General features: G+C 73.4%; 26 protein-coding genes and 2 pseudogenes. 14 read left to right on the top strand and 14 right to left on the bottom strand.

From position 1 onward, the window contains the following. Together ACR807_RS30380 and ACR807_RS30385 are read right to left on the bottom strand one after the other, a co-directional pair. On the bottom strand, window positions 1-817 hold an 817-nt coding region (locus tag ACR807_RS30380), incomplete at its 3' end, for a hypothetical protein (RefSeq protein ID WP_438924887.1). 117 nt (window positions 818-934) lie between these two features. After that, window positions 935-2149, bottom strand: a complete 1215-nt coding sequence (locus tag ACR807_RS30385; RefSeq protein ID WP_438924888.1) for an FAD-dependent oxidoreductase — start codon at window positions 2147-2149, stop codon at window positions 935-937. A 75-nt stretch (window positions 2150-2224) separates the two neighbouring features. Here ACR807_RS30385 and ACR807_RS30390 point away from each other — a divergent pair, with 75 nt between their 5' ends. Beyond that, on the top strand, window positions 2225-2848 hold the full coding sequence (locus ACR807_RS30390) for a TetR/AcrR family transcriptional regulator (RefSeq protein WP_438924889.1): 624 nt from the start codon (window positions 2225-2227) through the stop codon (window positions 2846-2848). A gap of 133 nt (window positions 2849-2981) precedes the next feature. On the opposite strand, the gene ACR807_RS30395 is transcribed toward ACR807_RS30390, so the two are convergent. The 3 genes from ACR807_RS30395 to uvrA form a co-directional block, all read right to left on the bottom strand. Beyond that, on the bottom strand, window positions 2982-3803 hold the full coding sequence (locus ACR807_RS30395) for a hypothetical protein (RefSeq protein WP_438924890.1): 822 nt from the start codon (window positions 3801-3803) through the stop codon (window positions 2982-2984). An 89-nt stretch (window positions 3804-3892) separates the two neighbouring features. After that, entirely contained in the window at window positions 3893-4348 is a 456-nt protein-coding gene (locus ACR807_RS30400; RefSeq protein ID WP_438924891.1) for an SRPBCC family protein, read from the bottom strand. A 42-nt stretch (window positions 4349-4390) separates the two neighbouring features. Beyond that, window positions 4391-7264 (bottom strand): excinuclease ABC subunit UvrA, encoded by a 2874-nt coding sequence (uvrA, locus tag ACR807_RS30405; protein ID WP_438924892.1) that lies wholly within the window; start codon window positions 7262-7264, stop codon window positions 4391-4393. 233 nt (window positions 7265-7497) lie between these two features. On the opposite strand from uvrA, the gene ACR807_RS30410 reads away from it, so the two are divergent. Further along, window positions 7498-8292, top strand: a complete 795-nt coding sequence (locus ACR807_RS30410) for a maleylpyruvate isomerase family mycothiol-dependent enzyme (protein ID WP_438924893.1) — start codon at window positions 7498-7500, stop codon at window positions 8290-8292. Between the two features lie 119 nt (window positions 8293-8411). Here the strand turns inward: ACR807_RS30410 and ACR807_RS30415 are convergent. Next, a pseudogene (locus tag ACR807_RS30415) lies at window positions 8412-9362 on the bottom strand (acyltransferase family protein); the annotation flags it as partial. Window positions 9363-9477: 115 nt separating this feature from the next. Between ACR807_RS30415 and ACR807_RS30420 the strand changes: the two are divergent. From ACR807_RS30420 to ACR807_RS30440, 5 genes and pseudogenes are all read left to right on the top strand, one after another. Then, a complete protein-coding gene (locus ACR807_RS30420) occupies window positions 9478-10155 on the top strand; it encodes an MBL fold metallo-hydrolase (protein WP_438924894.1) in 678 nt (225 codons plus the stop codon). 313 nt (window positions 10156-10468) lie between these two features. Further along, on the top strand, window positions 10469-10822 hold the full coding sequence (locus ACR807_RS30425; protein WP_438924895.1) for a hypothetical protein: 354 nt from the start codon (window positions 10469-10471) through the stop codon (window positions 10820-10822). Between the two features lie 166 nt (window positions 10823-10988). Next, the gene (locus ACR807_RS30430) at window positions 10989-12086 is read left to right on the top strand and encodes a beta family protein (protein ID WP_438924896.1); all 1098 of its coding nucleotides are present in this window, start codon (window positions 10989-10991) and stop codon (window positions 12084-12086) included. 392 nt (window positions 12087-12478) lie between these two features. Beyond that, window positions 12479-13747 (top strand): ATP-binding protein, encoded by a 1269-nt coding sequence (locus ACR807_RS30435; RefSeq protein WP_438924897.1) that lies wholly within the window; start codon window positions 12479-12481, stop codon window positions 13745-13747. A gap of 53 nt (window positions 13748-13800) precedes the next feature. After that, window positions 13801-13899, top strand: a pseudogene (locus tag ACR807_RS30440) (MBL fold metallo-hydrolase); the annotation flags it as partial. 47 nt (window positions 13900-13946) lie between these two features. Here ACR807_RS30440 and ACR807_RS30445 read toward each other — a convergent pair. The 3 genes from ACR807_RS30445 to ACR807_RS30455 all read right to left on the bottom strand — a co-directional run bounded on the left by ACR807_RS30445 (window position 13947) and on the right by ACR807_RS30455 (window position 17740). Beyond that, window positions 13947-15845 (bottom strand): hypothetical protein, encoded by a 1899-nt coding sequence (locus tag ACR807_RS30445; protein WP_438924898.1) that lies wholly within the window; start codon window positions 15843-15845, stop codon window positions 13947-13949. A gap of 367 nt (window positions 15846-16212) precedes the next feature. Continuing rightward, complete coding sequence (locus ACR807_RS30450; RefSeq protein WP_438924899.1) at window positions 16213-16812, bottom strand: DUF7711 family protein; 600 nt, start codon at window positions 16810-16812, stop codon at window positions 16213-16215. A 34-nt stretch (window positions 16813-16846) separates the two neighbouring features. Beyond that, entirely contained in the window at window positions 16847-17740 is an 894-nt protein-coding gene (locus ACR807_RS30455; protein ID WP_438924900.1) for a LysR family transcriptional regulator, read from the bottom strand. Window positions 17741-17811: 71 nt separating this feature from the next. Between ACR807_RS30455 and ACR807_RS30460 the strand changes: the two genes are divergently transcribed. Continuing rightward, window positions 17812-18687: a dihydrodipicolinate synthase family protein gene (locus ACR807_RS30460; protein WP_438924901.1), complete on the top strand. Its 876-nt coding sequence runs from the start codon at window positions 17812-17814 to the stop codon at window positions 18685-18687. Window positions 18688-18728: 41 nt separating this feature from the next. Here the strand turns inward: ACR807_RS30460 and ACR807_RS30465 are convergent, their stop codons facing one another. Beyond that, entirely contained in the window at window positions 18729-19505 is a 777-nt protein-coding gene (locus ACR807_RS30465; protein ID WP_438924902.1) for a class I SAM-dependent methyltransferase, read from the bottom strand. A gap of 81 nt (window positions 19506-19586) precedes the next feature. Between ACR807_RS30465 and rnhA the strand changes: the two genes are divergently transcribed. Further along, entirely contained in the window at window positions 19587-20084 is a 498-nt protein-coding gene (gene rnhA, locus ACR807_RS30470; RefSeq protein WP_438924903.1) for a ribonuclease HI, read from the top strand. Here rnhA and ACR807_RS30475 read toward each other — a convergent pair. The 3 genes from ACR807_RS30475 to ACR807_RS30485 form a co-directional block, all read right to left on the bottom strand. Next, a complete protein-coding gene (locus ACR807_RS30475; RefSeq protein WP_438924904.1) occupies window positions 20040-20579 on the bottom strand; it encodes a hypothetical protein in 540 nt (179 codons plus the stop codon). The two genes, rnhA and ACR807_RS30475, sit on opposite strands and share 45 nt — an antisense overlap. A gap of 16 nt (window positions 20580-20595) precedes the next feature. After that, window positions 20596-20958: a hypothetical protein gene (locus tag ACR807_RS30480; protein ID WP_438924905.1), complete on the bottom strand. Its 363-nt coding sequence runs from the start codon at window positions 20956-20958 to the stop codon at window positions 20596-20598. A gap of 150 nt (window positions 20959-21108) precedes the next feature. Further along, window positions 21109-22245, bottom strand: a complete 1137-nt coding sequence (locus ACR807_RS30485; protein WP_438924906.1) for an aminotransferase-like domain-containing protein — start codon at window positions 22243-22245, stop codon at window positions 21109-21111. A 114-nt stretch (window positions 22246-22359) separates the two neighbouring features. Here ACR807_RS30485 and ACR807_RS30490 point away from each other — a divergent pair, with 114 nt between their 5' ends. The 4 genes from ACR807_RS30490 to ACR807_RS30505 are packed head-to-tail and all read left to right on the top strand — an operon-like array spanning window position 22360 to window position 25254. Next, window positions 22360-23286, top strand: coding sequence for an RNA polymerase subunit sigma-70 (locus tag ACR807_RS30490; RefSeq protein WP_438924907.1), 927 nt, complete (start codon window positions 22360-22362; stop codon window positions 23284-23286). A 20-nt stretch (window positions 23287-23306) separates the two neighbouring features. Next, window positions 23307-24044, top strand: a complete 738-nt coding sequence (locus ACR807_RS30495) for an alpha/beta fold hydrolase (RefSeq protein ID WP_438924908.1) — start codon at window positions 23307-23309, stop codon at window positions 24042-24044. 32 nt (window positions 24045-24076) lie between these two features. After that, window positions 24077-24385: an ArsR/SmtB family transcription factor gene (locus ACR807_RS30500; protein ID WP_438924909.1), complete on the top strand. Its 309-nt coding sequence runs from the start codon at window positions 24077-24079 to the stop codon at window positions 24383-24385. Continuing rightward, complete coding sequence (locus ACR807_RS30505; RefSeq protein WP_438924910.1) at window positions 24382-25254, top strand: SRPBCC family protein; 873 nt, start codon at window positions 24382-24384, stop codon at window positions 25252-25254. The genes ACR807_RS30500 and ACR807_RS30505 overlap by 4 nt, the downstream gene beginning before the upstream one ends. Here the strand turns inward: ACR807_RS30505 and ACR807_RS30510 are convergent. After that, a complete protein-coding gene (locus tag ACR807_RS30510) occupies window positions 25221-26054 on the bottom strand; it encodes an ADP-ribosylglycohydrolase family protein (protein WP_438924911.1) in 834 nt (277 codons plus the stop codon). The two genes, ACR807_RS30505 and ACR807_RS30510, sit on opposite strands and share 34 nt — an antisense overlap. A 119-nt stretch (window positions 26055-26173) precedes the next feature. Between ACR807_RS30510 and ACR807_RS30515 the strand changes: the two genes are divergently transcribed. Beyond that, complete coding sequence (locus ACR807_RS30515) at window positions 26174-26884, top strand: S1 family peptidase (protein ID WP_438924912.1); 711 nt, start codon at window positions 26174-26176, stop codon at window positions 26882-26884. The last annotated feature ends 31 nt before the right edge of the window (window positions 26885-26915 follow it).

Genomic DNA, 26915 nt, shown 5'->3' on the forward strand with positions numbered 1-26915 from the left:
CGTGCCCCTTGGCCTCGCCGCACAGCCGGTCCTCGGCGAACAGGTACAGCGGCTTGCCCGCGACGGTGACCTGGAGCGCGCCGTCCGCGCGGGTCACCGTGCCGACCAGCGACGCGTCCACGCCCTGCGCCTCGAAGTTCGGCGAGTCGACCAGCAGCGGCGGCCACTGGGCGGCGCACGCGCCGTCGCAGGTGGACGCCGGCGGGTCGGTCGGGTCGTCCTCGAAGCGGTACAGCGTCATGCCGGTCCGGTCGGTCAGCACGGTGCCCAGCGCGCCGACGGACGCGGTGGTCAGCGCGAGACCGGCGGCCGGGGGCAGCGCCTTCCGGCCGTCCGGCGCGGCGACGAACCACGTGCCGTCCACGCCCTGACCGCCCGCCTGGCCCGGCGCGGTGTCCTCGGCGAAGTGGTAGACCGGCCAGCCGGCGACGGTGATCTGCCTGGTGCCGTCCGCGCGGTCGACCGTGCCGACCAGCGCCCGGTCGACGCCCTGCACCTCCACGTCCCCGGAGGTGGCCAGGGCGGGCGGCCACTTCTCGGCGCACGGCCCGTCGCAGGTCGCGGTCGAGGGCTTGGCGGTGTCCCGGTCGAACCGGTAGAGCGTCAGGCCCTCGCCGTCGGTGAGCACGGTGCCCAGCTCCGGCACGACGGCGGTGGCCAGCTCCGCCGCCCCGGCGAACCGCCGCACGTCCAGCCCGTCGCCCGCCGCCTGGACCGCCGTGCCCGGGGTGGGTGCCGCGACCCGGCCGCACGCGCCGAGCAGGACGGTGCCGAGCAGGGCCGCCGCCCCGAGCGCAACCGCACGAGTGAGGATCATGGTGGACCTCCCCTGGGTGATCGCCCGCGTCCCGTCGCGGCAACCGATGCACCCGACACGGATGTCACCCGGGGGTGGTTCACAAGGATCTTCGGCGAAAATCCCCGGCCGGGACCTTCAGCGTTCGCCGTGCTCCCGGAACACCGCCCGCTTGAGCGGCGGCACCGCCTGGAACGCCCGCAGCGCGGTCCGGAACGCCGACCGGCCCCGGCCGGACACGAACTGGCGGGCGCTGCGCAGCGACGCCTCGACGGCGGCGAAGCCGTGCTCGCGCATGTCCTGCTCGTAGGCGCCGATCGCGGCGAGCAGGTCGCGGGTGGTCGGGGTGCCGCGGGAGGTCGGGGCGGCATGGGAGGTCGGGGCGGCGTGGGGGGTGAGGGCGCGGCACAGGGCCAGGGCGTCGCGCAGCGCGGTGTTGGCCCCGGTGCCGCGCATCGGCGTCATGCTGTGCACCGCGTCGCCGAGCAGCGTCACCGCCGACGGTTCCCACGGCGGCACCCGCACCGACGTGCGGATCGGCCAGTGCGCCACCGCCCCGGGCGGCGTGTCCCGCACCAGGCGCACCAGGTCGGGGTGCCAGCCGGCGAGGTGCCCGAGCACCTCCCCCGCGTCGGCGGTCGCCAGGTCACGGGCGGCGAAGGCCCACATCAGGTAGCCGTCGTCGGCCAGTTCGTGCGGCGCTAGGAACATCCCCGCCGCCGCCCGCGGCACCACGGACCACGCGTGCGCCAGCAGGTCCGGCGGCAGCCACGCCCGGGTCGCCGGGGTCAGCGGCAGGCGACCGGCCACGGCGGTGATGCCGGTGTCGACCAGCGCGGCGTGCGGCAGGCGCTGGGCCCGCACCGCCGACCGCGCGCCGTCCGCGCCCACCAGCACGTCGCAGCGCACCGCCGTGCCGTCGGCGAAGTGCGCGGTCACCCGGCCGCCCTCGTGCTCGTAGCGGGTGAACCGCCGGCCGAACGCCACCGCGTCGCCCAGGCCGTCCAGCAGCACCTCGCGCAGCGCCACCCGGCTCACCGAGTGGTGGGCGCGCTCGGGCGCGTCGTCCCGCCCGTCCAGGACGAGCAGCCGCCGCAGCCGCTCGTCGAGGAACCCGAACCCGCCGCCGCCCCGGCCCGTGCCGGCGGTGAACCGCTCCCACAGCGCCGGCGGCAGGCACTCGTGCAGGGCGTGCGCGCCGACCGGGTTGACGTGCAGGCGGTACCCCTGCACCCGGTCGGTCGGCGTCGCGTCCCGCTCGTGCACCGACACCTCCACCCCGTTCCGCCGCAACCCCTGGGCCAGGCACAACCCGCCCACCCCGGCACCGATCACCGCTACGTGAATCCCCATGACGCCCACTATCAACCATACGTTTGATTGAGTCAAACAGGTGGTTGACAGTGGGCGATGGACTACCGTGGGCGCGTGCCACGCCGCTCCCCCGACGCCACCGAGCGCAAGCGCGACCCCGAACGCACCAGGGCGCGCATCCTGGAGGCGGCGGCGGCCGAGTTCGGCGCCAAGGGGTACGCCGGGGCGCGCGTCGGCGGCATCGCCGAGCGCGCGGGCGTGAACAAGCAGCTGATCTCGTACTACTTCGGCGGCAAGGAGGGCCTCTACCGGGCCCTGGCCGACCGGTGGCGCCACAACGGCGGGCAGCTCGCCGACGGGCCGCTGGACGAGGTCGTGCGCGGTTTCGCGCTGTCCGCGCACGAGCAGCGCGACTGGGCGCGCCTGATGGTGTGGGAGAACGTCTCGGACGACGGCGACCCCGGAGCCCCCGGGGACGGCGACTCCGACGACGGTTTCCTGCGCGGTCAGGTCGAGGCGCTGCGCCAGCGCCAGGCCGACGGCGAGGTCCCCGCCGACCTCGACCCCGCGCACCTGCTGCTCGCGCTCACGGCGGCGGCCTCGGCGTCGCTGTTCATGCCGAAGACGGCGCGGCGGATCACCGGCGAGGACCCTGCGTCGGCCGGGTTCGCCGAGCGCTACGCCGAGCAGCTGGCCCGCCTCGTGCGCCACCTCGGCCGACCGGCGGACCCGGCCTAGCCGGTGTCCCGCAGGTCGTTGTCGCGGCCGGGGGACGACGGCGGCGATGGTGGGTCCGGCCCGGTGGTCGCCCGCCGCGCAAGCCCGGCCGGTGGACCACTCGCCGAGACGGGACGGCCCCGTCCCGGACGGCTCAATCCCCGGAGTCGCCGCCGTAGTCGCCGCCGGAGTCGCCGTGGTCACCGCCGGAGGAGCCACCACCGTCCCCCCGATCAGCCCGCTTCGGCACGCCGTCGGGTCCGGGCGGGTCGGACTTCGGCGCATCCGGGTCGTCCGCCGTCGGTTCCCGCCGGGGTTCGGGGCCCCGCGCCTTCGCCGGCGTCGCGAACGGCATGCGGGAGCCGGTGAGCCGGTAGCGGCGCAGGTCCCGGCGCATGCGCAACCCGGTGACCAGGAAGATCACGCCGAACCCGGGGCCGGCGAACAGGTAGGTCGACGTGCGCGCCTCGGGAGACATCCCCGGGCCCTCCATCGGCAGCCGGCCCCGCGGATCGACCAGGACCTCCAGCCGGTCGCCGACCCGCAGGTCCCGGTCGGCGTGGTGGGCGAGCTCGCCGAGGTCCGCGCCGGTGCCGGCGTCCGCGACCCGGATCTTCCGGCCGGTGTCCGGAGCGGAGTCGCCGTCGTGGTCGTCGACGACCACGACGGCCACCCGATCCGCAGCCGTGTGCAGGTAAGCGAGCGACAGACCGGTCGGGGCGTAGAAGAACAGGCAGACCGCGGCGAGCACCACCGGCAGGATCCACTCCGGTTCGACATCCAGCGAATGCTCGCCGATGAAGCACACCATCACGCTGGCGAACGCGCCGACCAGCAGGGGCAACGAGACCAGGACGGTGAGCCAGGTGAAGCCGAAGCTGTGGCTGTAGGCCACTCCGCCGCTGGTCACCACGATGGCGAGCAGGAATCCGAGGGTCAGCAGAACCTGTCGTACGCAGATCCACGTCCGGGGCACCCCACCATCGTGCCCGCCGCGGGCAACTGGCCGGACCCACCACCACCGCCATCGCCCCCCGGCTGCGACAACGACCCGCGGGACACCGCCTAGCCGGTCCGCTCCCCCGCCAGGCGGGCGCGCAGGCCGCGCAGGCCGCTGCGCATCATCAGCGCGTGGTTGGCGGTGAACAGCGGCCGGGCCACCGGCGCGAGCGCGCGCAGCAGCGGCTTGCGCACCTCGACCTCCTGCTCGAACACCAGGCGCGTCCCGGTGCCCGCGGGCGCGATGCGCCAGGTCGCCGTGCCGTCCATGTCACCGGACAGCACGGCCCGCAGCACGCCCGCCGCCGGGTCGTCCACGTCCCGGCGCAGCACCACCACCAGCTCGTAGGGCAGCAGGGACCGCAGGCGCAGCTCGGCGGCGTCGTCGGCCACCCGCCGTCCGCCGCGCACCTCCCGCCACCACCCCTGGTAGCCCGCGAGGTCGGAGAGCACGTCGTAGACCGGCACGGGCCCCTCGTCGAGCGACCAGGTGCTGCGGAAGCGGTAGTGGTTCAGCGCCATGCCGTCCCACTACCCCCGCGACGCCCTCCCGAACCGGCGGGCTCAGCCCGCCGCCGCCGTCGCCGGCAGCACCGTGCGCAGGAACTCGCCCGTGTAGCTGTCGGCCACCGCGGCGACCTGCTCCGGCGTGCCCTCGGCGACGACCGTGCCGCCGCCCGAACCGCCCTCGGGGCCCATGTCGACCAGCCAGTCGGAGGTCTTGATGACGTCCAGGTTGTGCTCGATCACGATCACCGAGTTGCCCTTGTCGACCAGCCCGTTGATCACGCCCAGCAGCTTGCGGATGTCCTCGAAGTGCAGGCCCGTGGTCGGCTCGTCGAGGATGTAGACCGTCTTGCCGGTCGACCGCTTCTGCAGCTCGGACGCGAGCTTCACGCGCTGCGCCTCACCGCCCGACAGGGTCGGCGCGGGCTGGCCCAGCCGCACGTACCCGAGGCCGACCTCGACCAGCGTGCGCAGGTGCCGGTGGATGGCGTTGATGGGCTCGAAGAACGTCGCGGCCTCCTCGATCGGCATGTCGAGGACCTCGGAGATCGTCCTGCCCTTGTAGTGCACTTCCAGCGTCTCGCGGTTGTAGCGGGCGCCCTTGCACACCTCGCACGGGACGTAGACGTCCGGCAGGAAGTTCATCTCGATCTTGATGGTGCCGTCGCCCGCGCACGCCTCGCAGCGCCCGCCCTTGACGTTGAACGAGAAGCGGCCCGGCTGGTAGCCGCGCACCTTCGCCTCGGTCGTGGCCGCGAACAGCTTGCGGATGTGGTCGAACACGCCCGTGTAGGTCGCCGGGTTGGACCGGGGCGTGCGGCCGATCGGGGACTGGTCGACCTGCACCAGCTTGTCGACGTGCTCCAGGCCCTTGATCCGGGTGTGCCGGCCCGGCACCTGGCGGGCGCCGTTGAGCTTGTTCGCCAGCACCGTCGCCAGGATGTCGTTGACCAGCGTGGACTTGCCCGAGCCGGACACGCCCGTGACCGACACCAGGCACCCGAGCGGGAACGACACGTCGATGCCGCGCAGGTTGTGCTCGCGCGCGCCCACCACGGTCAGCTGCCGCTTCTTGTCGACCTTGCGGCGGGTGGCGGGCATCGGGATCTCCCTGCGCCCCGCCAGGTACGCGCCGGTGATCGACTCCTTGTTCTTCAGCAGCGCCTTGTACGGGCCGCTGTGCACGACCTTGCCGCCGTGCTCGCCCGCGCCGGGGCCGATGTCGACCACCCAGTCGGACGTGCGGATGGTGTCCTCGTCGTGCTCGACGACGATCAGCGTGTTGCCCAGGTCGCGCAGCCGGGTCAGCGTCTCGATCAGCCGGTGGTTGTCGCGCTGGTGCAGGCCGATCGACGGCTCGTCCAGCACGTACAGCACGCCGACCAGGCCGGAGCCGATCTGGGTGGCCAGCCGGATGCGCTGCGCCTCACCGCCGGACAGGGTGCCCGAGGCGCGGTCCAGCGACAGGTAGTTGAGGCCGACGTCGAGCAGGAACCGCAGCCGGGCCTGGATCTCCTTGAGCACCGCGCCCGCGATCATCGCCTCGCGCGTGCCCAGCCGCAGCCCGTCGAGGAAGTCGGAGCACTCGGCCACCGACATGTTGCAGACCTCGGCGATCGACTTGTCGCCCTTGGTCGCGTGGTGCAGCGTGACGGCCAGGATCTCCGGCTTGAGGCGCGTGCCCCGGCACACCGGGCACGGCACCTCCCGCATGTAGCCCTCGTACTTCTCCTTCATGTACTCGGACTCGGTCTGCTCCTGCCGCCGCTCCAGGAACGGGATCACGCCCTCGAAGTTGGCGTAGTAGGAGCGCTCGCGGCCGTAGCGGTTGCGGTAGCGGACGTTGACCTGCTCGTCGACGCCGTGCAGCACCGCCTTCTGCACCTTCGCGGGGAGCTGCCGCCACGGCGTGTCCATCCGGAAGCCCACGGCCAGCGACAGCGACTCCAGCAGGCGGGTGAAGTACTCGGCGGTCTGGCCCGAGGCCCACGGCGCGATGGCGCCCTCGCCGAGCGACAGCTCGTCGTCCGGCACGACCAGCTCCGGGTCGACCTCCTTGCGCACGCCGATGCCGGTGCACGTGGGGCACGCGCCGTAGGGCGAGTTGAAGGAGAACGACCGGGGCTCCAGGTCCTCGATCGCCAGCGCGTGGCCGTTCGGGCAGGCCAGGTTCTCGGAGAAGCCGCGCACCCGGCCGGGGTCGTTCTCCGGCACGTCGACGAACTCCAGCTCGACCAGGCCGTCGGCCAGGCGCAGCGCGGTCTCCACCGAGTCGGTGAGCCGCTGCTTGGAGCTCGCCTTCACGCTCAGCCGGTCGATCACGACCGCGATGTGGTGCTTCTCCTGCTTCTTGAGCTTCGGCACCTCGCCCAGGGCGTGCACGACGCCGTCGACCTTGGCGCGGGAGTAGCCCTGCGACTGGAGCGTGGAGAACAGGTCGACGTACTCGCCCTTGCGGCCGCGGATGACCGGGGCCAGCACCTGGAACTTCGTGCCCTGCTCCATGGCCAGGACCTGGTCCACGATCTGCTGCGGCGTCTGCTTGCTGATCGCCTCGCCGCACTGCGGGCAGTGCGCCTTGCCGGCGCGCGCGTAGAGCAGGCGCAGGTAGTCGTAGACCTCGGTGATGGTGCCCACGGTGGAGCGCGGGTTGCGGCTGGTCGACTTCTGGTCGATCGACACCGCGGGCGAGAGGCCCTCGATGAAGTCCACGTCCGGCTTGTCCATCTGGCCGAGGAACTGCCGCGCGTACGCCGAGAGCGACTCGACGTAGCGTCTCTGCCCCTCGGCGAAGATGGTGTCGAAGGCGAGGCTGGACTTGCCCGAGCCGGACAGCCCGGTGAACACGATGAGGCTGTCCCTCGGCAGGTCGAGGTCCACCCCTCGCAGGTTGTGCTCGCGCGCCCCGCGAACGACAAGCCGGTCGGCCACAGCATGTTCCCTTCGAAGTTGACCATCCCCCGAACAGACGTTCGAAAAGCGTATCGGACCACCGGGCCGGGGTCTGTCGGGGAGGGCTCGGACCATGCTAGGTGGGCCCACCGACAAAAACGCGGTGGCGGCTCTCCCACGATCGTGCGCCAACGGCTCTACCGGTGGGTAGACGACGCCCCTACGCTGGGGCGATAGGCCGTTCGGCCGCATGACGCCGGGATGAGGTGCCCATGAGCTCCGCTGATGCCGCCCAGGTCCGATCCGCCCAGACGAGCGTACCCGCGCCGCGCGAGCACTCCGCGCCGGTCCGCGACGCGAAGGCCGGGCTGGCCGCCGCGGAGCGGGCCACCGACGCGGTGTACGAGGTCGTCGCGGCGCTCGACCAGCGCGCCCTGCGCGGTCCGAGCCTGCTGCCGGGGTGGACGCGGGCGCACGTCGTGACCCACCTCGCCCGCAACGCCGACGCCCTGGTCAACCTCCTGACCTGGGCCAAGACGGGTGTCGAGCACCTGATGTACCCGAGCCGGGCCGACCGGGACGCGGACATCGAGGAGGGCGCGGGCCGCCTGCCGCAGCTGCTCCGCGCCGACCTGGACGCGGCGTGCGAGAGGTTCGCCACGGCGGGCGGTGAGCTGCCCGACAGCGCCTGGGACCACCTGCTCGCGCACCCCGGCACCGGCGCGCCGATGCCCGCGTGCCGCGTGCCGTGGCTGCGGGTGCGCGAGCTGTGGGTGCACCTGGTCGACCTCGACCGCGGCGTCGGGTTCGGCGACCTGCCGGAGGACGTGCTCGACCACCTGCTGGCCGACGCGGCGGGCCAGTACGCGAACCGGTCGGACGTGCCGCCGCTGCGCGTCGAGGCGGTGTTCCCGGACGGCCGTCAGCGCAGCTGGGCGCTCACCGCGGCCGGCGCCGACCCGGTGGCCGTGAGCGGCGACGCGGCGGACGTGCTCGGGTGGCTGACCGGCCGCCAGAGCGGGGCGCGGTTGACCGGCACGGCCCCGACGCTGCCCAGGTGGCTCTGAACGACCTGGGTCCCGGCGGCGTGCAGCCGCGCGCTGAGCACCAGGCCCGCGAGCACCGGCCCGTTCGGGCTCGCGGTCAGCGCGCGGTGCGCCGGCCGCTCCACGAACCGCGTCAGCAGCCAGCCGAGGACGACGGCGGTCCCGGTGAACGCCGCCAGCTCGGCCCACGGGCCGAGGGGGGCGACCTTCGCCATGACCACGTAGCCGATCTCCTGGTGGACCAGGTACACGCCGTAGGAGATGCCCGCCAACCACCGGATGGGTCGGGCGAGGGCGCGCACCGGCGCGACGTCCCAGTCCGGGCCGCCCGCCGCCGCGCACACCGCGATCAGCAGCACGCCGAGCCCGATGGTCGACGGCAGGTCCGCGCTGTGCACCGCCTGCGCCAGCAGCGCGGCCGTGAGCAGGGCGAACAGGTGCGTGTCGCCCAGCCTGCCGCGCGCCCACAGCCAGATGCCGACGCCGATCGCGAACAGCTGGCCGCGGTGCACGCCGAGGCCGTCGTAGAGGGTGCGGACGAGACCGGGGTCCCCGGTCCACCCGCGCGCCACCAGGGGGCCGAGGACCAGCGCCCACAGCATCGCCTTGACCCCGCCGCCGCGGACCCGGGAGACCAGCAGCGCGCCCGCGACGAACCCCGTGACCTGCACGGGCAGCGTCCAGTAGGAGAAGTCGACCAGGCGGACGCCGGGGAACCAGTTCTGGAGCATCAGGGCGTTGAACAGCAGGTCGCGCGGCTCCAGGTGGCTCCAGCCCGCCGGCGCGACGTGGCGCAGCACGAGGTAGGTGACCACGGCGGCCACGACGTAGGCGGGCAGCAGGCGGGCCAGGCGGTGGCGCAGGAAGCGCGCCGGGGCGCCCTTGGCCAGCGAGGCGCAGGCGAAGAAGGCGGAGATCACCACCAGCGCGCTGGCGCCGAACTCCAGGCCGAAGGCGAAGACGGGGTCGCCGAGTTCGGGGTGGACGGACGGTCCGGCGTGGGTCGCGTGCTGGAGGAGGACGCACAGCACGGCGGCGATGCGCAGGACGTCCCAGTTGATCCGGCGGGTGGTGGGCGCGCTAGTAGGCACGAGGTGGGAAAACCCTATTCAGACGACATCGGCGGTGCGGCGGGGCGCGGCGCCAACCCTAGGGGAGGCACCTGTGGGGACCCTGAAGGGCGTGGGTCGGCTACCGTCGGCCGCTGTGGACGTACTTGAGGACTACACGGGGCACGTGGAGCCGGGCGGGCCCGCCGCGCGGCGCACCCTGGACGCGCTGACCATCACGAAGATCTCCGTCGGACCGATGGACAACAACGCCTACCTCCTCGTCTGCCGGGCGACCAACGAGGCGCTGCTGGTCGACGCGGCCGCCGACCCGGAACGCCTGTCCGACCTGGTGGGCCACTCGCTGAACCGGCCCAGGCTCAAGACGGTCGTGACGACGCACCAGCACGCGGACCACTGGGGCGCCCTGGGCGCGGTGGCGGGGGCCAACGGGTCGAACACGGTGGCGCACGCCGCGGACGCGGGCGTGCTCCCGATCCCGCCGGACTTCCTGGTGGAGCACGGTGACGCGGTGCGGGTCGGCGAGGTACCGCTGGAGGTGATCCACCTGCGCGGCCACACCCCGGGGTCGATCGCCCTGCTGTACCGCGACCCGACCGGCCACCCCCACCTGTTCACCGGGGACTCCCTGTTCCCGGGTGGTGTGGGCAGGACCACGTCGCCGGAGGACTTCACGTCGTTGATCTCCGATGTGTCGTCCCGGATCTTCGACGTGCTGCCGGATGACACCTGGGTGTACCCGGGTCACGGGGACGACACCACCCTGGGGGCTGAACGTCCTCACCTGGACGAGTGGCGTTCGCGCGGCTGGTGAGCCGACAGACGGGCTGTTCGGTGGAAACCGGCAGCCCGTCCACCTTCACGATCTGCTTCGCTCAGCCCTTCCGCGCCGGCGCCTTGCGCCACCACGCGCTCGCGGCCGCACACAATCGCACCACATCCGCTCGTCCAGGGTCGAGACCACACGACCAGGGGTGTCGTGGTGTTTCAAGAAGTAGTCCACCATCCTGCCTCCCTCCCCCAGGCCGCCTCGCCGTAGTCGGTCACCACCAGGGAATCGGAATTGTCGGTGAAGTGGGCCACGTAGTCGTGGACTTCGCGTCGGCACCGACGTGATCAGCCAGGGCGTGAATGAGATCGGTACGCGAGAAGAGGTGGAGGCGGAGTTCGTCGACAAATTCGGGCAGCGCGTCGTCGGCCAGCACCGGCTCGCGGGGAACCCGGATCGATTTGAGTTCGTCACCGAATCGACTCGCGTTTCGCAACTGCGCGGTGGCGTTCGCCCAGTGGGGGGTGCCAGCTTCAGGGTCGTGGACAACGCAGACCACCGGGACGTTCGGCCGGTACCGGTCGTCGCGATCCCACCTACCCGCACCGGCAATGCCCTGTTCGGCGGCCGGGACTCACGCTTGCCGTGCACCACGAGCACCGCGATCTCCGGAAACCGGGTCGTCACCACCACCGACAGGCGCGTGGCTTGACCGCACTTGTGCGGTCGCCTGTATCCCACACGGGTCACCGGGCCCTCAGCGCGAGAGCGAGAGCCGAAGATCACCCGATCGGCAGGTGTCAGCGGACCGGTCGAACTCCCAGGATCGAAGTTGCCCGGCTTGCGACCACAGGCGCTCTTCGGCAGGGAGTCACGCGATGCCCTTCACCCCATTGATCGCGTTGAAGAGCAAAAAAGGTGAACTCGACGCGCTCCACCACCTTCCGGCGAACCCCGAGTCACGACCGGCGATCCTCGTGGAATTGCTGGACTCCGTCGGAGTGGCGGAAAGAGGGCAACTCCTGCCCGCGCTCGTCAGAGCCGCGGTGGACGCGGCAGCGCACGACAAACCACTGTGGATCGACGCGCACCTGCTCAGCGCGACCAGTTCGCTGGCCCGCCAGCCGGGCGGCCCGTTGGAATTCCTCGACAAGCAGATCGAGAACACGCTGCACGACGAGCTCGGGCTTCTGGCGCTCGACGTCACCGCGTTGATCCCCGTCGTGGCCGACTCGGCGACGGACGACGAACTCAGGACGATCTCCCTACTCCGACAACACCGGCCGCGGGACGTCGTGGTGCGGGTGCGCGGGGTCGCCACCCCGCCGGCGGAGATCGTCGACCGGCTCCGGCGCGTCGTCAGCCGGACCGGCGTCGAGGCGGGGCACCTGCACGCCGTGATCGACCTCGGCTTCGTCGAGACCGTGCAACCCGCCCACGTGGCACGGGCCGCACGGCTGATCGGCACGATCGTCGAGGGCATCGGGCCGTCGTCGACGACGCTGCTGGCCGGTTCGATCCCGGCCGGCCGGAACAGCTTCGCCACGACTACCCGTCAACGCCCCGAAGTACCTCTGTGGCTTGCGGTCGCCGAGCAGGTGGGCAGGGCGGTGAACTACGGGGACTACGGCGTGGTTCACCCGGTGCCACCCGAAGGCGGGGACCCGGGCCCGAGAACCGTCAACCCGTACCTCTACTACACGGCTCCGGGTTCCACGGTCGCGCTGCGCAGACAACTCGCCAGGGAAGACGGCAAGCCGGTGCAGGGTGCGGCCGTCGAGGCCTTCACCGCCTTGGCGGAAGAGCTTCTGGCACGGCCGGAGTTCGCCGGCAGGGACTTCTCGTGGGGTGACCACGAGTTGACCCGTTGCAGGCGAGGGGGCGGAAGAACCGCGGGCACCGTGCCCCGCTGGATAGCCATCGCCACGTCGCACCACATCGAGCACGTGACGCGCCGGGCGCCATCCGACCTCTGATGCCCGTGCTCGACCACTTGACCGGGAGGACACGCACGGCTGCCCGGTCCGAGCGGAGTCGACATGGCGCGCCTGTGATCGAGTCGGGTCGAGAGACAGCCGATCGTGGCGCTGCCGCACGCTGAAGTGCTGATCCCGCTGTCCGCTGGTGCGGCTTGCTGTTCTAGCCGGGTGTACTGCCCGTCCGCAGGACGCGGCTGCCTCCTCGCCCGGCGCTCCCCGCAGGCGGAGCCACACGGACCGGGGAGCGCCCGCGTCGCTCTCAAGATCGGTAATATGTCGGTTCGACCTGTCGCCAAATGTCGATCCGGTGTGCTGTGAACTGTCGGTCCAGCGCGTGGCGAGGTGTACGGTCAGCCTGCCGTGCCACGACAATCCCCTGCTGAGGGCAGATGACCGACACCGACCTGATGCGCGCTTGCAGCACAGTGGCCGAGGAGTACCTTTCGACCTTCAGGGTCGTCATCCTCAACGGACCACGCCAAGCGGGTAAGACCACCCTGCTCAGGCACATGCGACAGGAGCGCGGCGGAACACTGCTCAACCTCGACAACGAGCAACTGCTGCAAGCGGCGGTCAGCGATCCGTTGGCCTTCGTGACCAGTGGTGAGGAGCCGCGGTTCATCGACGAGGTCCAGCGAGCCGGTGACGCACTCGTGCGCGCGATAAAGGCCGAGGTCGACTCCGCACCCGCACCAGGTCGCTACGTCCTGGCCGGATCCACGCGCTTCCTCGCCACTCCGAGCCTGTCCGAGTCGCTCGCGGGGCGCGGCGCGGTCGTGGACGTGTGGCCGTTCTCGCAAGGCGAGTTCGAGGGCAGGTTCGAGAGCTTCATCGACATCGCGTTCGACGATCCGGGTTCGTTGAGGGCGTTCCCGCCAACCGCTGTGGATCGGCTCGGCTACTTCGAGCGCCTGTGTCGAGGCGGGTTCCCCGAGCCGGCGCTGATGAAGACCGCTCGCGCCCGGCGCACGTGGTTCCGCAGTTACGTGCAGGCGATCGCGGAACGCGACATCCGGGAGATGGCCAGGGTCAACGAACCGAGCGCCATCACCGCCCTGCTCGCCTACCTCGCCTCGATCACCGCCCAGGAGCACAACAGCGTCAACACATCGAGCAAGACCGGTCTGCACCGCACCACCGTGAACCGCTACATCGAACTCCTCGAAGCGGTCTTCCTGGTCCACAGGCTCCCGGTCTGGTCCCGGAACCTGACGGCGCGAGTCGTCAAGCACTCCAAACTGCACCTCACGGACACCGGTTTGGCCGCATCGATGCTGGGCGTCTCGCCCGAGTCCCTGGCGAAGCCGGTAGCTCCGGCGCGCGGTCCGCTCGTCGAGACGTTCATCGTCAACGAGTTGGCGAAACACGCCACCTGGAGCGAAACAGCGGTTCGCTTGCACCATTGGCGAGTCAGCGGAGGCGCGGAAGTCGACGTGGTCCTGGAGCGCGACGACGGCCACGTGGTCGGCATCGAGGCCAAGGCGAAGGACACCGTCACCGGCGAGGACTTCCGGGGACTGGCCACGTTGCGAGACCTGCTGGGTGACCAGTTCTCGCTGGGCGTCGTCTTCCACACCGGACGCCAGGGGGGTATCAGCTTCGGCGACCGACTGGTGTCACTGCCCATCGCGGCGCTGTGGGAAACCGCGCGACCGTGATGGCGCCGTGTTCACCGTTGGTGTGATTCGCCGTTCCCAGATCTTCGACGTGCCTGCCCGATGATAGCTGGGTGTACCGGGGTCACGGGGACGACACCACCCTGGGGCGTGAACGGCCTCACCTGGACGAGTGGCGTTCGCAGGGCTGGTGAGCGGACGGTCGGAGACCACCGCCTGCCGACGCGATCGACCGAGGGCGTCAGCGCGGGTGGGTGCCTGCCGCCCCTCCGGCCCGGTTGGCGAGGATCGCGCGTGCCCCGGCGGCGACGCCCCGGTCCGGGTGGTGCTCGGAGATGGTGGACAGCATGTCGTACCGGTCGGGGTGGTCGGCGTCGGCCAGCGCTCGGACGAAGCCGAGCTGGTCGTCGAGCGGGTGCCCGGTCAGCTCTTCGACCAGCAGGCCGTGCTCGTGCCTGGCGGCGAGGTTCTCGGCCAGCGCGAGGACCACCTCGTGCTTCCGCGCGGCGCTCGGGGCCAGCTCGCCGTGGCGGACCAGCCACTCGGTGGCCACGGCCCCCGGCACTCCGCCGGTGGCGCGCAAGCGGCGGGCCTGTTCGACGCCTGACGCGCCCGTGTGGTGCAACGCCGACCAGGCCAGCAGGCGAGCTGACGGCGACGGCCCGGCCGCGCAGCACTCCGCCAACCCGGCCGCCGCCTCAGCGGTCCCCCTCGCCCCGACCCAGCCCGCCAACACCGACTCGACCAGCTCGGGCGCCGCCTGCCGCAAGGCTTCGCACACCTGGTCCAGCGGCCGTTCGGCCAGCTCCTCGGCCGTGGGTGCGTCGAAGCCCTCCGCCAACAGCACCTCCCGCACACCCCACAACCCCAGCGGGGTCAACTTCACGAGCCTCGGATCGGGGTTCTCCTCACCGGACAGCTCGGCGACCTCGTCCAGTTCCCACGACTCCGCGGCCACCTCCTCCACCGCTCCCAACGTCTCCAGCGCCGTGAGCACGTTGTCGAGGTCCCTGCGCCACATCAGCTCGCGGAAGTCCACCAAGAGCCCGCCGACGCCGAAGTCGAACAGCTCGGAAAGCAGGTTCCGGACGTTCCGGACCAGCAACTCCACCGGCAACGGCGTCCCGCCCGCGGTGTAGAGGTCCAGCAGCAGTTCGGGCGCCACCTCGGGCAGGGACTCCCCGAGCGGGGAAGGAGCTTCGTAGTAGCTGGTGGGCGCGCACAACACGTGCCCCAACCCCGGGAGGGCCGCGTACGCCCGCCGCCACAGGTCCAGCGGTCGGTCGAGCAGTCCGACCGCGCTCTTGACCGGCACCAACCGGCCCTTGACCACCCGGAGCACGCGGACCGCCCTGGCCCACTCGACCAGCAGCGACACCTGCGGCAGGTCGGCGCTGCTCCGTGCCCGCTCCAGGAAGGGCTCGTCCACACCCAGCAGCCCGGCCAGCTCACGGGCGTCGGTGACGCGCAGGCGCTTGGTCGCCGTCAACGCGCGCCCCGCCCCCACCCACGCCACCACCGCGCGGAGCCGGGTCACCAGGGCCGAACCACCCGCCATGGCGGCCAGGTCCTGCTCGGGGGGCAGGACCACCGGCGGCAGTTGACGCCCCACACCCTCGTCGAAGCCGAGGTCGACCAGGTCGACCCCACCGTCGAACGCACCGCGCCGCACGATCTCGGCCAGGACGTCCTGGTCGTAGTCGACCTCGCCGGCCTGGGCCGCCGCCACGAAGCGGCGAACACCCTCACCGTCCTGCGGGTCGACGCCCTGCTCGATCATGCGCGTCGCCCAGAACTTCCCCAACCCGTAGTTGCGCTCGTCGGCCATCCTCTCGAAGAAGACCGGGGCGACCTGGTCGATCACCGCGTGCAACGCGGCCGGATCGCCCGGCCGGTCGATCGGCGCGACCGCCAGGAAATCAACCCAGCTGTGCAGCGTCGACAACGTTCCCGGCCACTCGGACCGGCTCATGGTCACCTTGCGGGGAAACCACTCGACCAACAGCTCCCGGATGTCCTCGGCAGTCCACCGGGCGGGATCGCCATCCCCCGAAACGCGCCACTCCAACGCCGCCTCCACCACGAAGTGGTCGGCGTCGAGGCCGTGCGCGGCGGCCCAGTTCTCGAACTCTGCCGCCAAGGAGTCAGCGGCTGCTCCACGCACGCGGTGGCGATCACCCGTGTTCATGCGGTCACTATCTCGGACGGCCGGGGCCGGTCACCATGCCCCTCCGCCAACGCGTTCTCGACGACCACGCTCCCCGAATCCCACACCGGGGCGGAACGTTCGACGCGGTGGTTCCGGGCGGGGCCGTGCGCCGATAGGCACAGCGGCACGGCGCCACAGCGGCACGGCGGTAGCCCACTGCCCGCGCCTGGGCATCGCCCCACGAACGACAGCCGGCGGCGTGTTCACCGTCGAAGCGACTCGCTGTTCCCGGGAGGAAGCCGGGTGCACCTCTCCTCCACCACGGGCCCGCCGGCCGGTCGACCGAAGGCCGCCGGGGTCAGGGGGTGCCCGCGAGCGCGTCCAGGACGTCGAGGTAGCCGTCGGCGGAGCGCCAGAGGTCGTCCGCGACGGGGTCGAGCTTGCCGGGGCGCCAGCGCGCCTCCTCGTAGCCGCGCGTCCGGCCGCGCAGGGCGCGCAGGCTCACGGCCAGCTCGTCCTCCAGGCGGGCGCGCAGGTCGTCCGGGCTCGGCGCGGGGGTGCGGACCTGCTCGCCGCGCCCCTCGGCCAGCGCCGCCAGGGTCTCCTCCGCCACGCCGGTCGCCGCGTCCCACAGCAGTGCGGGGCGGTCGACGCGGTGGTTCCAGACGGGGGCGCGGGTCGAACGCCACAGCGGTGTGATCGGGTTCGTGGCGACGCGGGTGGCGTGGGCCCAGTGCCCCGCGCCGACCGGCTCGCTCAGCCACGGCACCTCGTCGGCGGGGAGGTCGACCTCCAGGGCAACGGTGAGCCGGTCGATGTCGCGGACCCCGCCGAGGACGTCCCCGACGGCCCACAGCCGCACCACCCGCAGCCGGTAGACCGGGTTCGCCTGTTCCGCCAGCTCGTCGCACTTCTCCGCCAGGTCCCGCAGGTGCCCCACCGCACGCGTCCACTTCACCGGTCCATCCTCGTGCACCCGCCGGTCGCACGGGTCAGCGGCGCAGGAACGCGGCCACCGAGTCGCGCAGGGCCGTCACGCAGGCCGCGGTGACCGGGTGGGCGGCGGCGCCGCGGCGGTGGGCGACGCGGGTCCTGCGGCGGGTCGGCAGGGGGACCAGGCGGACGCCCGGCGGGGGGCGTTCGGCGGCCAGCTGGGGCACGAGCGAGACGCCCTGGTCGGCGGCCACCAGGGCCAGGACGGTGGTGAAGTCGTCCGCGTGGTGGCGGGCGCGCGGGGCGAAGCCGGCGGCCCGGCACACCAGGGTGGTCGCGGTGTGGCAGAGGGTGCCGGGGGCGGCCATGATCCAGTCGGCGTCGCGGGCGGCGTGCAGCGGGTCGGCGGTGCACGGCGCGGTGGCGGGCACGGCCAGGTAGACCGTCTCCTCCAGCAGCGGCACGGAGTCGAGGGACGGGTCGGGCACGACCGGTACCACGTCGTAGTCGTTGAGCAGCCCCACGTCGAGGCGGCGGTCGCGCAGGGCGGCCGGCACGTCCACCGGGTCCAGCTCGGTCACCATCAGCTCCAGGCCGGGGTGCTCCTCGCCCAGCGCGACCAGCGCGGTGGGCAGCAACGTGCGCACGGCGGTGGGGAACGCGCCGATGCGCAGCGGGCCGGACAGGCCGGTCGACACCGCCGCCAGGGCCGCGGACGTGCGTTCGAGGGCGGCCAGGACGGACTCGGCGTGCTCGACGAGGACGCGGCCGGCGGTGGTGAGGGTGACGCCGCGGCCGGTGCGCTCCAGCAGCGGCACGCCGGCCTCCCGCTCCAGCGCGGACAGCTGCTGGGAGACGGCGGACGGCGTGTAGGCGTTGGCGCGGGCCGCGGCGGCGATCGTGCCGAGGCGGGCGAGGTCGCAGAGCAGGCTCAGCCGGCGCACGTCGAGCATCAGGTGAGCTTACGGTTCTCGTCACGGATGCGAACTGGACCTTACGGATCGGGTGGCCGACGCTGGACGCCATGACCCTCACCGGTGTGCACGTGCCGCTCATCACGCCCTTCGACGTGGACGGCCGCGTCGCCCTCGACGCCCTGGAGCGGTTGGCGCGGGACGTGCTGGACGAGGGCGCGTCCGGCCTGGTGGCGCTCGGCACGACCGGTGAGCCGGGGTCGTTGACCGAGGTCGAGCGGCGGGCCGTGGTGGACCTCGTCGCGGGCGTGTGCCGGGAGCGGGGCGTGCCGCTGACGGTCGGCGCGAGCACGGCCGAGGCGCTGACCGCGCTGGACCCCGCGGTGGTGACCGCCGCGCTGGCGACCGTGCCGCCGTTCGTGCGGCCGGGCGAGGCGGGCGTGGTGGCGCACTTCGCGCACCTGGCCTCGCTCAGCCCGGTCCCGTTGGTCGTCTACAACATCCCGTACCGGACGGGTCAGCGGCTGTCGGTGGGCGCGCTGCGCGACCTGGCCGCCGTGCCCGGCGTCGTCGGCGTGAAGCACGCGGTGGGCGGGATCGACGCCGACACCGTGGCGCTGCTCGCCGACCCGCCGGCGGGCTTCGCCGTCCTCGGCGGCGACGACCTGGTGATCTCGCCGCTGCTGGCCATGGGCGCGCAGGGCGGCGTCCTGGCGTCGGCCAACGTCGTCACGGCCGGGTTCGCCGACCTGGTGACGGCCTGGCGCACCGACCCGGCCAGGGCCCGCGCCCTGGGCAACGCCCTCGCGCCGCTGTCGGACGCCCTGTTCGCCGAACCCAACCCGACCGTGGTCAAGGGCGTGCTGCACGCGCTGGGCCGCATCCCGACGCCCGCCGTGCGCCTGCCCCTGCTGCCCGCCGCGCCGGGGACCGTGCGGGCGGCGCTGGACGCGCTCGACCGGCTGCCCGCGCCGATCGGCGTGTGAGCCGGGAGCCCGGACGCCGCCCTGTCAGCCCCGTCGCCCTGTCAGCCCCGCCGACCCGTCAGCACGGCGACGCGCACGTCCTCGGTGAACGGCGCGTGCGGGGCCACGGCGTCCATCACGGCGGCGGTGAAGGCGGCCCGGTCGGGTGGCAGGCGGTCCACCGGGAGCGCGGACAGCACGCCGCCCGCGATGTCGTCCGCGGTCAGGGGCGCGGTGTACTCGACGGTGGTCGCGGCGACGGCGTAGCCCGCGGCGGAGAGGTCGGCGGCGTAGTGCCGCTGCGACTCGTCGTCCGTGCCGCACGCGCGGTCGCCGCCCAGGCCCAGGTGGTCGTGCAGGAACGCCCGCAGCGCCCGCGACCACGCGCTGCCCTGCCGCCACAGCGGGGTGCCGTTGGTGACCACGGCGACGCCCCCGCCCGGCCGCACCAGGGTCGCCAGCTCGGCGAACAGGCGTTCGCGGTCCATCCAGTGCAGCGCCTGGCCGATGGTGACCGCGCCGACCGTCCCCGCGCCCAGGACCGCGCGCAGCGCGGGCACGTCCGCGTCCGAGCCGACCACCCACGTCGCGTTCGGCAGGTCGCCGGCGGCGGCGCGGGCCTCGGCGAGCATGTCCGGTTCGGGGTCCACGCCGACCACGCCGCGCACCCGGCCCGCCAGCGGCACGGCCAACTGGCCCGTGCCGCAGCCCAGGTCGACCACGACGTCGTCGCGCGTGAGGGCGAACGCGGCCACCAGCGCGTCGACCACCGGCGGCGGGTAGCCGCGGCGGTACCGGCGGTAGAGGGCCGCCACCTCTCCCCTGAATCCCAGGTCCACACCGCACACCGTGCACGCCGGCGACGGGCGGCGGTAGTGGGGTCCGCTCTCGGCTGATCAGCTGCCGACGAACGCCCCGGTATGTTCTGGCGCGTGGAGCGGGTGGTGGAGATCTACACCGACGGGGCGTGCAGCGGGAACCCCGGGCCGGGCGGGTGGGGCGCGGTGCTGCGGTACGGGGAGCACGAGCGCGACCTGTTCGGCGGTGAGTCCTCGGCCACCACCAACAACCGCATGGAGCTGATGGCGCCGATCCGGGCGCTGGAGACGCTGAAGCGGCCGTCCACCGTGCGGATCTACACCGACAGCACCTACGTCCGCAACGGCGTCCTGTCGTGGATGGCGAAGTGGAAGTCCAACGGCTGGCTCACCTCCGCCCGCCAGCCGGTGAAGAACGTCGACCTGTGGCAGCGCCTCGACGTCGCGCTCACGCCGCACGACGTCGAGTGGCACTGGGTGAAGGGCCACTCCGGGCACCCGGAGAACGAGCGCGCGGACCGGCTGGCGGTCCGCGGCGTGCAGGCGGCGCGGGAGTCAGACCTCCGGGCAGACGTCGTACATGATGGCGAACAGGCGTGACGACTCGGGCGACTCGACGGGCGGCAGGTCGAAGTACGCCTTGGCGGCGTCGACGCACCGGGTGAGCACGTCGTGCTCGGAGGTCAGGGTGGCGTGGCGGGAGCGGCTGTCCTCCAGCGCCCGGTCGGCCTCGTCCTGCCCGGCCCGCACGCCGGAGAGGAGGCGTTCCTCCTCCTGCCGGGCCGCGGTGAGCCGGTCGCGGTCGTCGCCGGTGTTGGCGTGCAGCACGGTGAACACGGCGGCGACGACCGCGAACACGACGGCCAGCGCGGTGAGCACGACGACCGGCGCGCGGGACGGGGCGGCGGGCGGCGACGGGGCGGCCGGCGGCGGGAAGGCGGCCGGCGGAGCGGCGGCAGGTAAAACAGCGGCCGGCGGGGCGGGCTGGTGCGGGGCGGGCTGCGGGTAGGTCTCCGGGTGGACCGGGGACTGCGGCGGTCGCGCGGGGTGCTCGTCGGTGGGCTGGGACTGCTGGGCGGGTTCGGACGTGGTCATGTGCGGTTCCCCTCGTTCAGCAGTTGTCCGAGGCGCGGTCCACGGCGGGGCCCAGCGCCGCGTCGTCGTCGTCCCGCGCGGCGATGATGGAGTCCTTGGCCGGGTCGGCGCACTTGTGCAGCTCGGCGTTCTCGGCCTGCAGGCGGGCGATCCCGTCGCCCAGCTCGTCGATCGACGCCGTCGTGTCCGCCAGCCGGCCCTCCGCCTCGGACCGGGTCGCCGACAGCTGGTCCAGGCGCTGGGACTCCAGGTCGCGGTCGTCGCGCGCACCGGCGAACAGCGTGATCGCCAGCACCGACGCGCCGATCAGGAGCACGACGAGCGCACCGAGCGCGACGACCACGCGGCGCGGGCCGGACTTCGGGAGCGGTTCTGTCATGGGGCGAAGCTAGGTCGCCGCCGCCGGGCGGGGTCGCCGCGCGCGGGCCGCGACGCCGCCCGACCTGCCGCCCCCGGTTCCCCGGAGCGGGCCGGACCGGGGAACGGCGGGCCGGGAACCGGGACCGGAGGGCCGGGGAACCGGGTCCGGCTACCGCAGCACGGTCGCCAGCCGGCGCATCCCCTCGGCGATGTCGTCCGGCGTGTTCGTGGTGAACGACAGCCGCATCGTCGCCCGGTCCGGCTCACCGGCGTGGAAGGGCGCGCCGGGCACGAACGCCACGTCCCGCTCCAACGCTCCCACCAGCAGCTCGGCGGTGTCGACGTCGCCGGGCAGGGTCAGCCACACGAACATGCCGCCGTCCGGGTCGGTCCACCGGGTGCCGTCGGGCGTGGTCGACGGCAGCGCCGACACCATCGCGTCCCGCCGCTCGCGGTAGGCGGCGCACAGGCCGCGCACGTGCTCGTCCAGGTCGCGCGCGCCGAGGTAGACGGCGGCGGCGGCCTGGTCGAGGGCGGAGGTGTGCAGGTCGGCGGCCTGCTTCACGATCACCAGCGTGCGCATCAGCGACTCGGGCGCGCGCAGCCAGCCGAGCCGCAGGCCGGGCGCGCCGGTCTTGGAGAAGCTGCCCAGGTGCAGGACGCGGTCGCTGAACGAGGCCAGCGGGGGCACCGGTTCGCCGCGGAACCGCAGCTCGCCGTACGGGTCGTCCTCCACCACCCACAGGCCGTGCCGGTCGGCGACGGCGGCGATCTCGGCGCGCCGCCCGGCGTCGATCGTGCGGCCGGTGGGGTTGGCGAACGTCGGCACGAGGTAGAGCAGCTCGGGCCGCTCCCGCTCGACGACCTCGGCCAGCGCCGCCGGGTCCAGGCCGTGCTCGTCGCCCGCCACGGGCACGACCCGCGCGCCCGCGAGCCGGAAGCACTGGAGCGCGGCGAGGTAGGTGGGTTCCTCGACGGCGACGACCGAGCCCGGTTCCAGCAGCGCGGTCGCCACGAGCGTCAGCGCCTGCTGCGACCCGGTGGTGACGAGCAGGTCGGCGGCGGCGGTGGTGGGCAGGCCGCGGCGGGTCATCCGGGCGGCGACGAGGGCGCGCAGGTCCGCGTCGCCCTCGGTGGGCGCGTACTGGAGGGTCCTGCGGGACAGCGCCCGGTCGAACGCGGCGCGCAGGCCGTCGACGTCGAACAGCTCGGGCGCGGGCAGGCCGCCCGCGAACGAGATCACCTCGGGGCGGCTGGTGAGGGCGAGCAGGTCGCGGACCGGGGAACTGGTGAACGTGCGCGGCACGGTGACTCCTCGGGGCTTCGGCGGGGCGAGCGGGGCGTTCACGCGGTCGTGCCACGCGGAAGTGGGCTGCACCGAGGGGTCGAGGGGCGCCGGGGCCAGTTTACCGTGTGCCGGGTGGACCTGGAGAAGCATCGGGTGGAGCTGACCGGCTACTGCTACCGCCTGCTCGGCAGCCCGTTCGAGGCCGAGGACGCCGTGCAGGAGGCGTTCGCGCGGGCCTGGGGCGGCGGGTTCGACCCGGCTCGGGGCCCGCTGCGGCGGTGGCTGTACGCGATCGCCACGAACGTGTGCTTCGACCTGCTGCGCGGCGCGCGGCGCCGGGCCCTGGCGCACGACCTGGCCGCGCCCGCCGCGCCGGGGTCCCCGCTGGGCGAGCCGCTGCCGCCGGGCGCGTGGGTGTGGCCCGCGCCGGACGCCCGCGTGCTGCCCGCCGACGTGCTGGTCGAGCGGCGCGAGTCGGTGCGGCTCGCGTTCGTCGCCGCGCTCCAGCACCTGCCGCCCCGGCAGCGGGCCGTGCTGGTCCTGCGCGACGTGCTGGTGTGGCGGGCGCACGAGGTGGCGGACCTGCTGGGCACCACCACCGCGGCGGTCAACAGCGCGCTCCAGCGCGCCCGCGCCACGATCGCCGAGCGCAGGCCGGCGCCGCTCGAACCGGTCGACGAGGGCCTGCTGGAGCGGTACACGACCGCGTTCGAGCGGCACGACGTGGCCGCGCTCGTCGCGATGCTGCACGAGGACGCGACGACGACCATGCCGCCGTTCGCGTGGTGGCTGCGCGGGCGGGCGGACGTCGCCGCCGTCCTCGCGGTGCCGGGCGCGGGCTGCGAGACCGCGCGGGTGGTGCCGACCCGGGCGAACGGGGTGCCCGCGCTCGCCCAGTACCGGCCGGACGCGGACGGCGTGCTGCGGCCGTTCGCGCTGGTCGTGGTCGAGTTCTCGGGGTCGCGCCTGGTGTCGGCCACGACGTTCCTGGGCGATTCGCTGTTCGGGTTGTTCGGGCTGCCGATGAGTTTCGACGCCCCGGTCCGTACTGATGGGTGAGACCTACGGGAGGACCGCTGATGTACGAGGACGTGAACGGCGTGCGCACCTGGTTCGAGGTGCGCGGCGAGGGCGAGCCGCTGGTGCTGCTGCACGGCGGGTTCGGCGACTCGCGGGACTTCGGGCCGAACCTGGCGCGGCTCGCGGACCGGTTCCGGGTGTTCCTGGTGGACCGGCGCGGTCACGGCCGCACCCCGGACGTGCCGGGCGAGGTGGGCGCGGACCTGCTCGCGGGTGACGTGATCGCGTTCCTGGAACGGGTCGTGGGCGGCCCGGCGCACCTGGCGGGCTACAGCGCGGGCGGGGTGGTGGCGCTGGGGGTGGCCGCGCGGCGGCCGGACCTGGTGCGCCGGCTGGTGGTGCTGAACTCGGGCTTCTCCGCCGACGGCTGGGTGTTCCTGCCGGAGCCGGATGTCGAGTTCCCGCCCTCGGTCGTGGACCGGTACGCCGAGGTGTCGCCGGACGGTCGGGAGCACTTCCCGGTGGTGGTCGACAAGTTCGCCCGCGCCGCGCGCTCGCCGGAGGTCGTGGACCTGGCCGCGATCACCTGCCCGACGCTGGTGCTGGGCAGCGACGACGACATCGTGCACCTGGAGCACACCGTCGCGATGTACCGGGGGATCGCCGACGCGCAGCTGGCGATCGTGCCGGGCAGCTCGCACCTGGCGCTGTTCGAGCAGCCGGACCTGTGCGAACGGCTGGTGGCCGGGTTCCTCACCTCGGTGCCGCGACCGCTGATGCCGGTCCGCCGCTCCTGACACCTACATGCCTGATGGGTTGTATTGCCGGTATGGAATCCACGTTCGCGGTGCTGGCCGACGCGCACCGCCGGCACATCCTCGACGTGCTGCGGCACGGCGAGCGGCCGGTCGGCGACCTGGTCGACGGGTTGGCGATCAGCCAGCCCGCGGTGTCCAAGCACCTGAAGGTGCTGCGCGAGGCCGGTCTGGTCGAGGTGCGGCGCGACGCCCAGCGGCGGCTGTACCGGCTGCGACCCGGGCCGCTGTCCGAGGTCGACGCCTGGCTCGCGCCGTACCGGCGCATGTGGGAGGCGAGCCTCGACCGACTGGAGCGGCGGCTGGACGAGGTGGACGGGTGAGCGCCGAGCTGCGCCGCGTCGCGGGCAAGCCCGTGCTGCGCTTCGAGCGCGTGCTCGACCACCCGCCCGAGAAGGTGTGGCGGGTGGTCACCGAGCCGGACGAACTGGCGCACTGGTTCCCGGCGGCGGTGGCCGTCGAGGGTCGGGCGATGACGTTCGCGTTCCCCGACCAGGTCACCACCGGCGAGGTGCTGGAGCACGACCCGCCGCGGGTGTTCGCGTTCCGCTGGGCGAGCGACGTGCTGCGGTTCGAGCTGCTGCCGCACGAGCGCGGCTGCCTGCTGGTGTTCACGCACGTCGTGGACGACGAACTGGGCACCGCGCGCACCGCGGCCGGCTGGGACACCTGCCTGGCCGGCCTGGGCGCGCGGCTCGACGGGCGGCCGTTCACCCCGGACGGGGACGTGCTGGGCCCGGTCGAGCGGTACGCGCGCGAGTTCGGCCTGGACGAGGGCGTGTTCGAGGACGGCGAGGTGCGGTTCGCCCGCGACCTGGTGTGGCGACCGCTGGACGTGGTGTGGGACCTGCTCACCGAGGGCTCCGACGAGGTGCCGGTGGGCGTGACCAACCCGGCCGCGCCCGCCGGTCCGCTGGTCGAGCGCACGCCGCCGCGCGTGCTGGCGCACGACTCGCCGGCCGGGCGGGTGCGGTGGGAGTTCCGGCACGACCCCGAACGCGGCACGGTGGTCGAGCTGACGCACCGGCCGGTCGACCCGGCGTCCGCGCCGCGCGCGCTCGCCGCCTGGCACGTGCACCTGGAGCTGTTCCTCGCGGCCCTCCTCGGCGGGGTCCGGCGCCCGTGGCCGGCGGACCGAGAGGCGGAACTGCTGGCCCGCTACCGGAGGAGGCTGTCCACAGAGGACAGGTGAGTGCGGCCGAACGGCCCGTCCTCCAGACCGTCCACCAGGGACACCGGCAGGTCGGCGGCGACCTCGTCCGACCCGGACGCGGCGGCCAGCGCGATCGCCGCGACCGTGTCCACGTCCCCGGTGAACGCGACGCACGCGCGCAGGACGGCGCTCAGCGACCCGCCGGTCGCGAGCGCCGTCAGCGCGGCCCGCACGCTCGCCACGCCCTTCGGGCCCACCGGTCCGCGCCACGGCCGCGCCCACACCGGCGAGCCCAGCCGGTCGGCGACCCACGTGCCGACCGAGGCGACCGGGCCCAGGCCGCGGTGGCAGTAGTGCACGGCGAGCGCGGCGGCCCGCGCCGACGCGATCCCGTCCGGGGTGTCGTGCGTGACGCGGGCCTGCACGTCGCTGTGGTGCAGCACGTCGGCCACCCCCGGCAGCAGGCCGACCGGGGCGACCCGCATGGCCGCGCCGCTCTTGTCGCTGCCCGGCCGGATGCGCGCGAGGAACTCCTCCCCCGTGCGCACCGACCCCAGGAACGCCCGGAAACCGCGCGCGTAGCCCTCGCGCGGGTCGCGGTGGAACGCCGTCGTGAAAGCCGACGCGATCGACGCCGCGGTCCACGGCCCGCCGGACGCCAGCAGTTCGGCCAGGGCCAGCGCCATCTGCGTGTCATCGGTGTAGCGGCCCGGCGCCAGCGCCGGGTGCACCGGGTTGCGCACGTACCCGGCGAGGGTGTTGCACCTGGTCACGTGGTCCGCGTCGGCGTACTCGAAGCCCGCGCCGTACGCGTCCCCGATGGCCATCTCGACAAGCACGCGGCCCACGTTATAGCCGGTTCGGTATGGCCCTTTTCACCCGGTCGGGTGGTACGAATCCCCTGTTCCGAGACACCCCTGTGCGCGAGCAATCGCGCGTCTCACGAAACGAGGAAACCGTGCGACTCACCAGGTTGATCCCCACGCTCGTCGCCGCACTGCTCTCCCTGCCCGCCCTCGCCCTGTCCGGTTCGGCGGCGCCCGCCGCGGACGGCGGGGTCGCGCCGTACATCATCGGCGGCGGCTACGCGAGCAACGCGCCGTGGGCGGCCCGGCTGTTCTCCAACGGCCGGCAGACGTGCAGCGCGACGATCATCGCGCCGACGTGGGTGCTGACCGCGAAGCACTGCGTGAGCGGCGGCGGGCTGTCCTTCCGGATCGGCAGCCTCGACCAGACCTCCGGCGGCACCCTGGCCAACGGCGTGCAGACCGTGAACCACAGCTCCGACCTGTCCCTGGTGCGCCTGGACCGCTCGGTGAGCGCCACCTACGCGCGGCTCGGGCAGCCGGGTTCGGTCACCGTGGGCCAGTCCGTGCAGGTGTACGGCTGGGGCGCGACCTCCCAGTGCGGTTCGGAGATCAACTGCCAGTCGCAGTACCTGAAGGTCGCGAACGTGACCGTCACCGGCGGCTGCACCGACGCCTACGGCGGCAGCGCGATCTGCGCCCGGCGCGGCGACGGCATCACCGCGGGCGGTGACTCGGGCGGCCCGATGATGGCCGGTGGCGTGCAGGTCGGCGTCGCCTCGACCAGCGACCGGCAGACCACCACCGCTTACACGAACGTGACGCGCTACCGGTCCTGGATCCAGTCGGTGGCGGGCGTCTGACCCGTCCCCGGACAGGCCCGCGGCGACCGGG

The organism is Saccharothrix sabaoui (assembly GCF_051756985.1).
Taxonomy (GTDB): domain Bacteria; phylum Actinomycetota; class Actinomycetes; order Mycobacteriales; family Pseudonocardiaceae; genus Actinosynnema.

Excerpts from the sequence above, each read along its gene's own strand:
- ACR807_RS30455 (WP_438924900.1), bottom strand. The coding sequence starts at position 17,740 with ATGCTCGACGTGCGCCGGCTGAGCCTGCTCTGCGACCTCGCCCGCCTC.
- ACR807_RS30495 (WP_438924908.1), top strand. The coding sequence starts at position 23,307 with ATGTACGAGGACGTGAACGGCGTGCGCACCTGGTTCGAGGTGCGCGGC.
- ACR807_RS30460 (WP_438924901.1), top strand. The coding sequence starts at position 17,812 with ATGACCCTCACCGGTGTGCACGTGCCGCTCATCACGCCCTTCGACGTG.
- ACR807_RS30480 (WP_438924905.1), bottom strand. The coding sequence starts at position 20,958 with ATGACAGAACCGCTCCCGAAGTCCGGCCCGCGCCGCGTGGTCGTCGCG.
- ACR807_RS30400 (WP_438924891.1), bottom strand. The coding sequence starts at position 4,348 with ATGGCGCTGAACCACTACCGCTTCCGCAGCACCTGGTCGCTCGACGAG.
- ACR807_RS30435 (WP_438924897.1), top strand. The coding sequence starts at position 12,479 with ATGACCGACACCGACCTGATGCGCGCTTGCAGCACAGTGGCCGAGGAG.
- ACR807_RS30475 (WP_438924904.1), bottom strand. The coding sequence starts at position 20,579 with ATGACCACGTCCGAACCCGCCCAGCAGTCCCAGCCCACCGACGAGCAC.
- ACR807_RS30500 (WP_438924909.1), top strand. The coding sequence starts at position 24,077 with ATGGAATCCACGTTCGCGGTGCTGGCCGACGCGCACCGCCGGCACATC.
- ACR807_RS30430 (WP_438924896.1), top strand. The coding sequence starts at position 10,989 with ATGCCCTTCACCCCATTGATCGCGTTGAAGAGCAAAAAAGGTGAACTC.
- rnhA (WP_438924903.1), top strand. The coding sequence starts at position 19,587 with ATGTTCTGGCGCGTGGAGCGGGTGGTGGAGATCTACACCGACGGGGCG.
- ACR807_RS30410 (WP_438924893.1), top strand. The coding sequence starts at position 7,498 with ATGAGCTCCGCTGATGCCGCCCAGGTCCGATCCGCCCAGACGAGCGTA.
- ACR807_RS30385 (WP_438924888.1), bottom strand. The coding sequence starts at position 2,149 with ATGGGGATTCACGTAGCGGTGATCGGTGCCGGGGTGGGCGGGTTGTGC.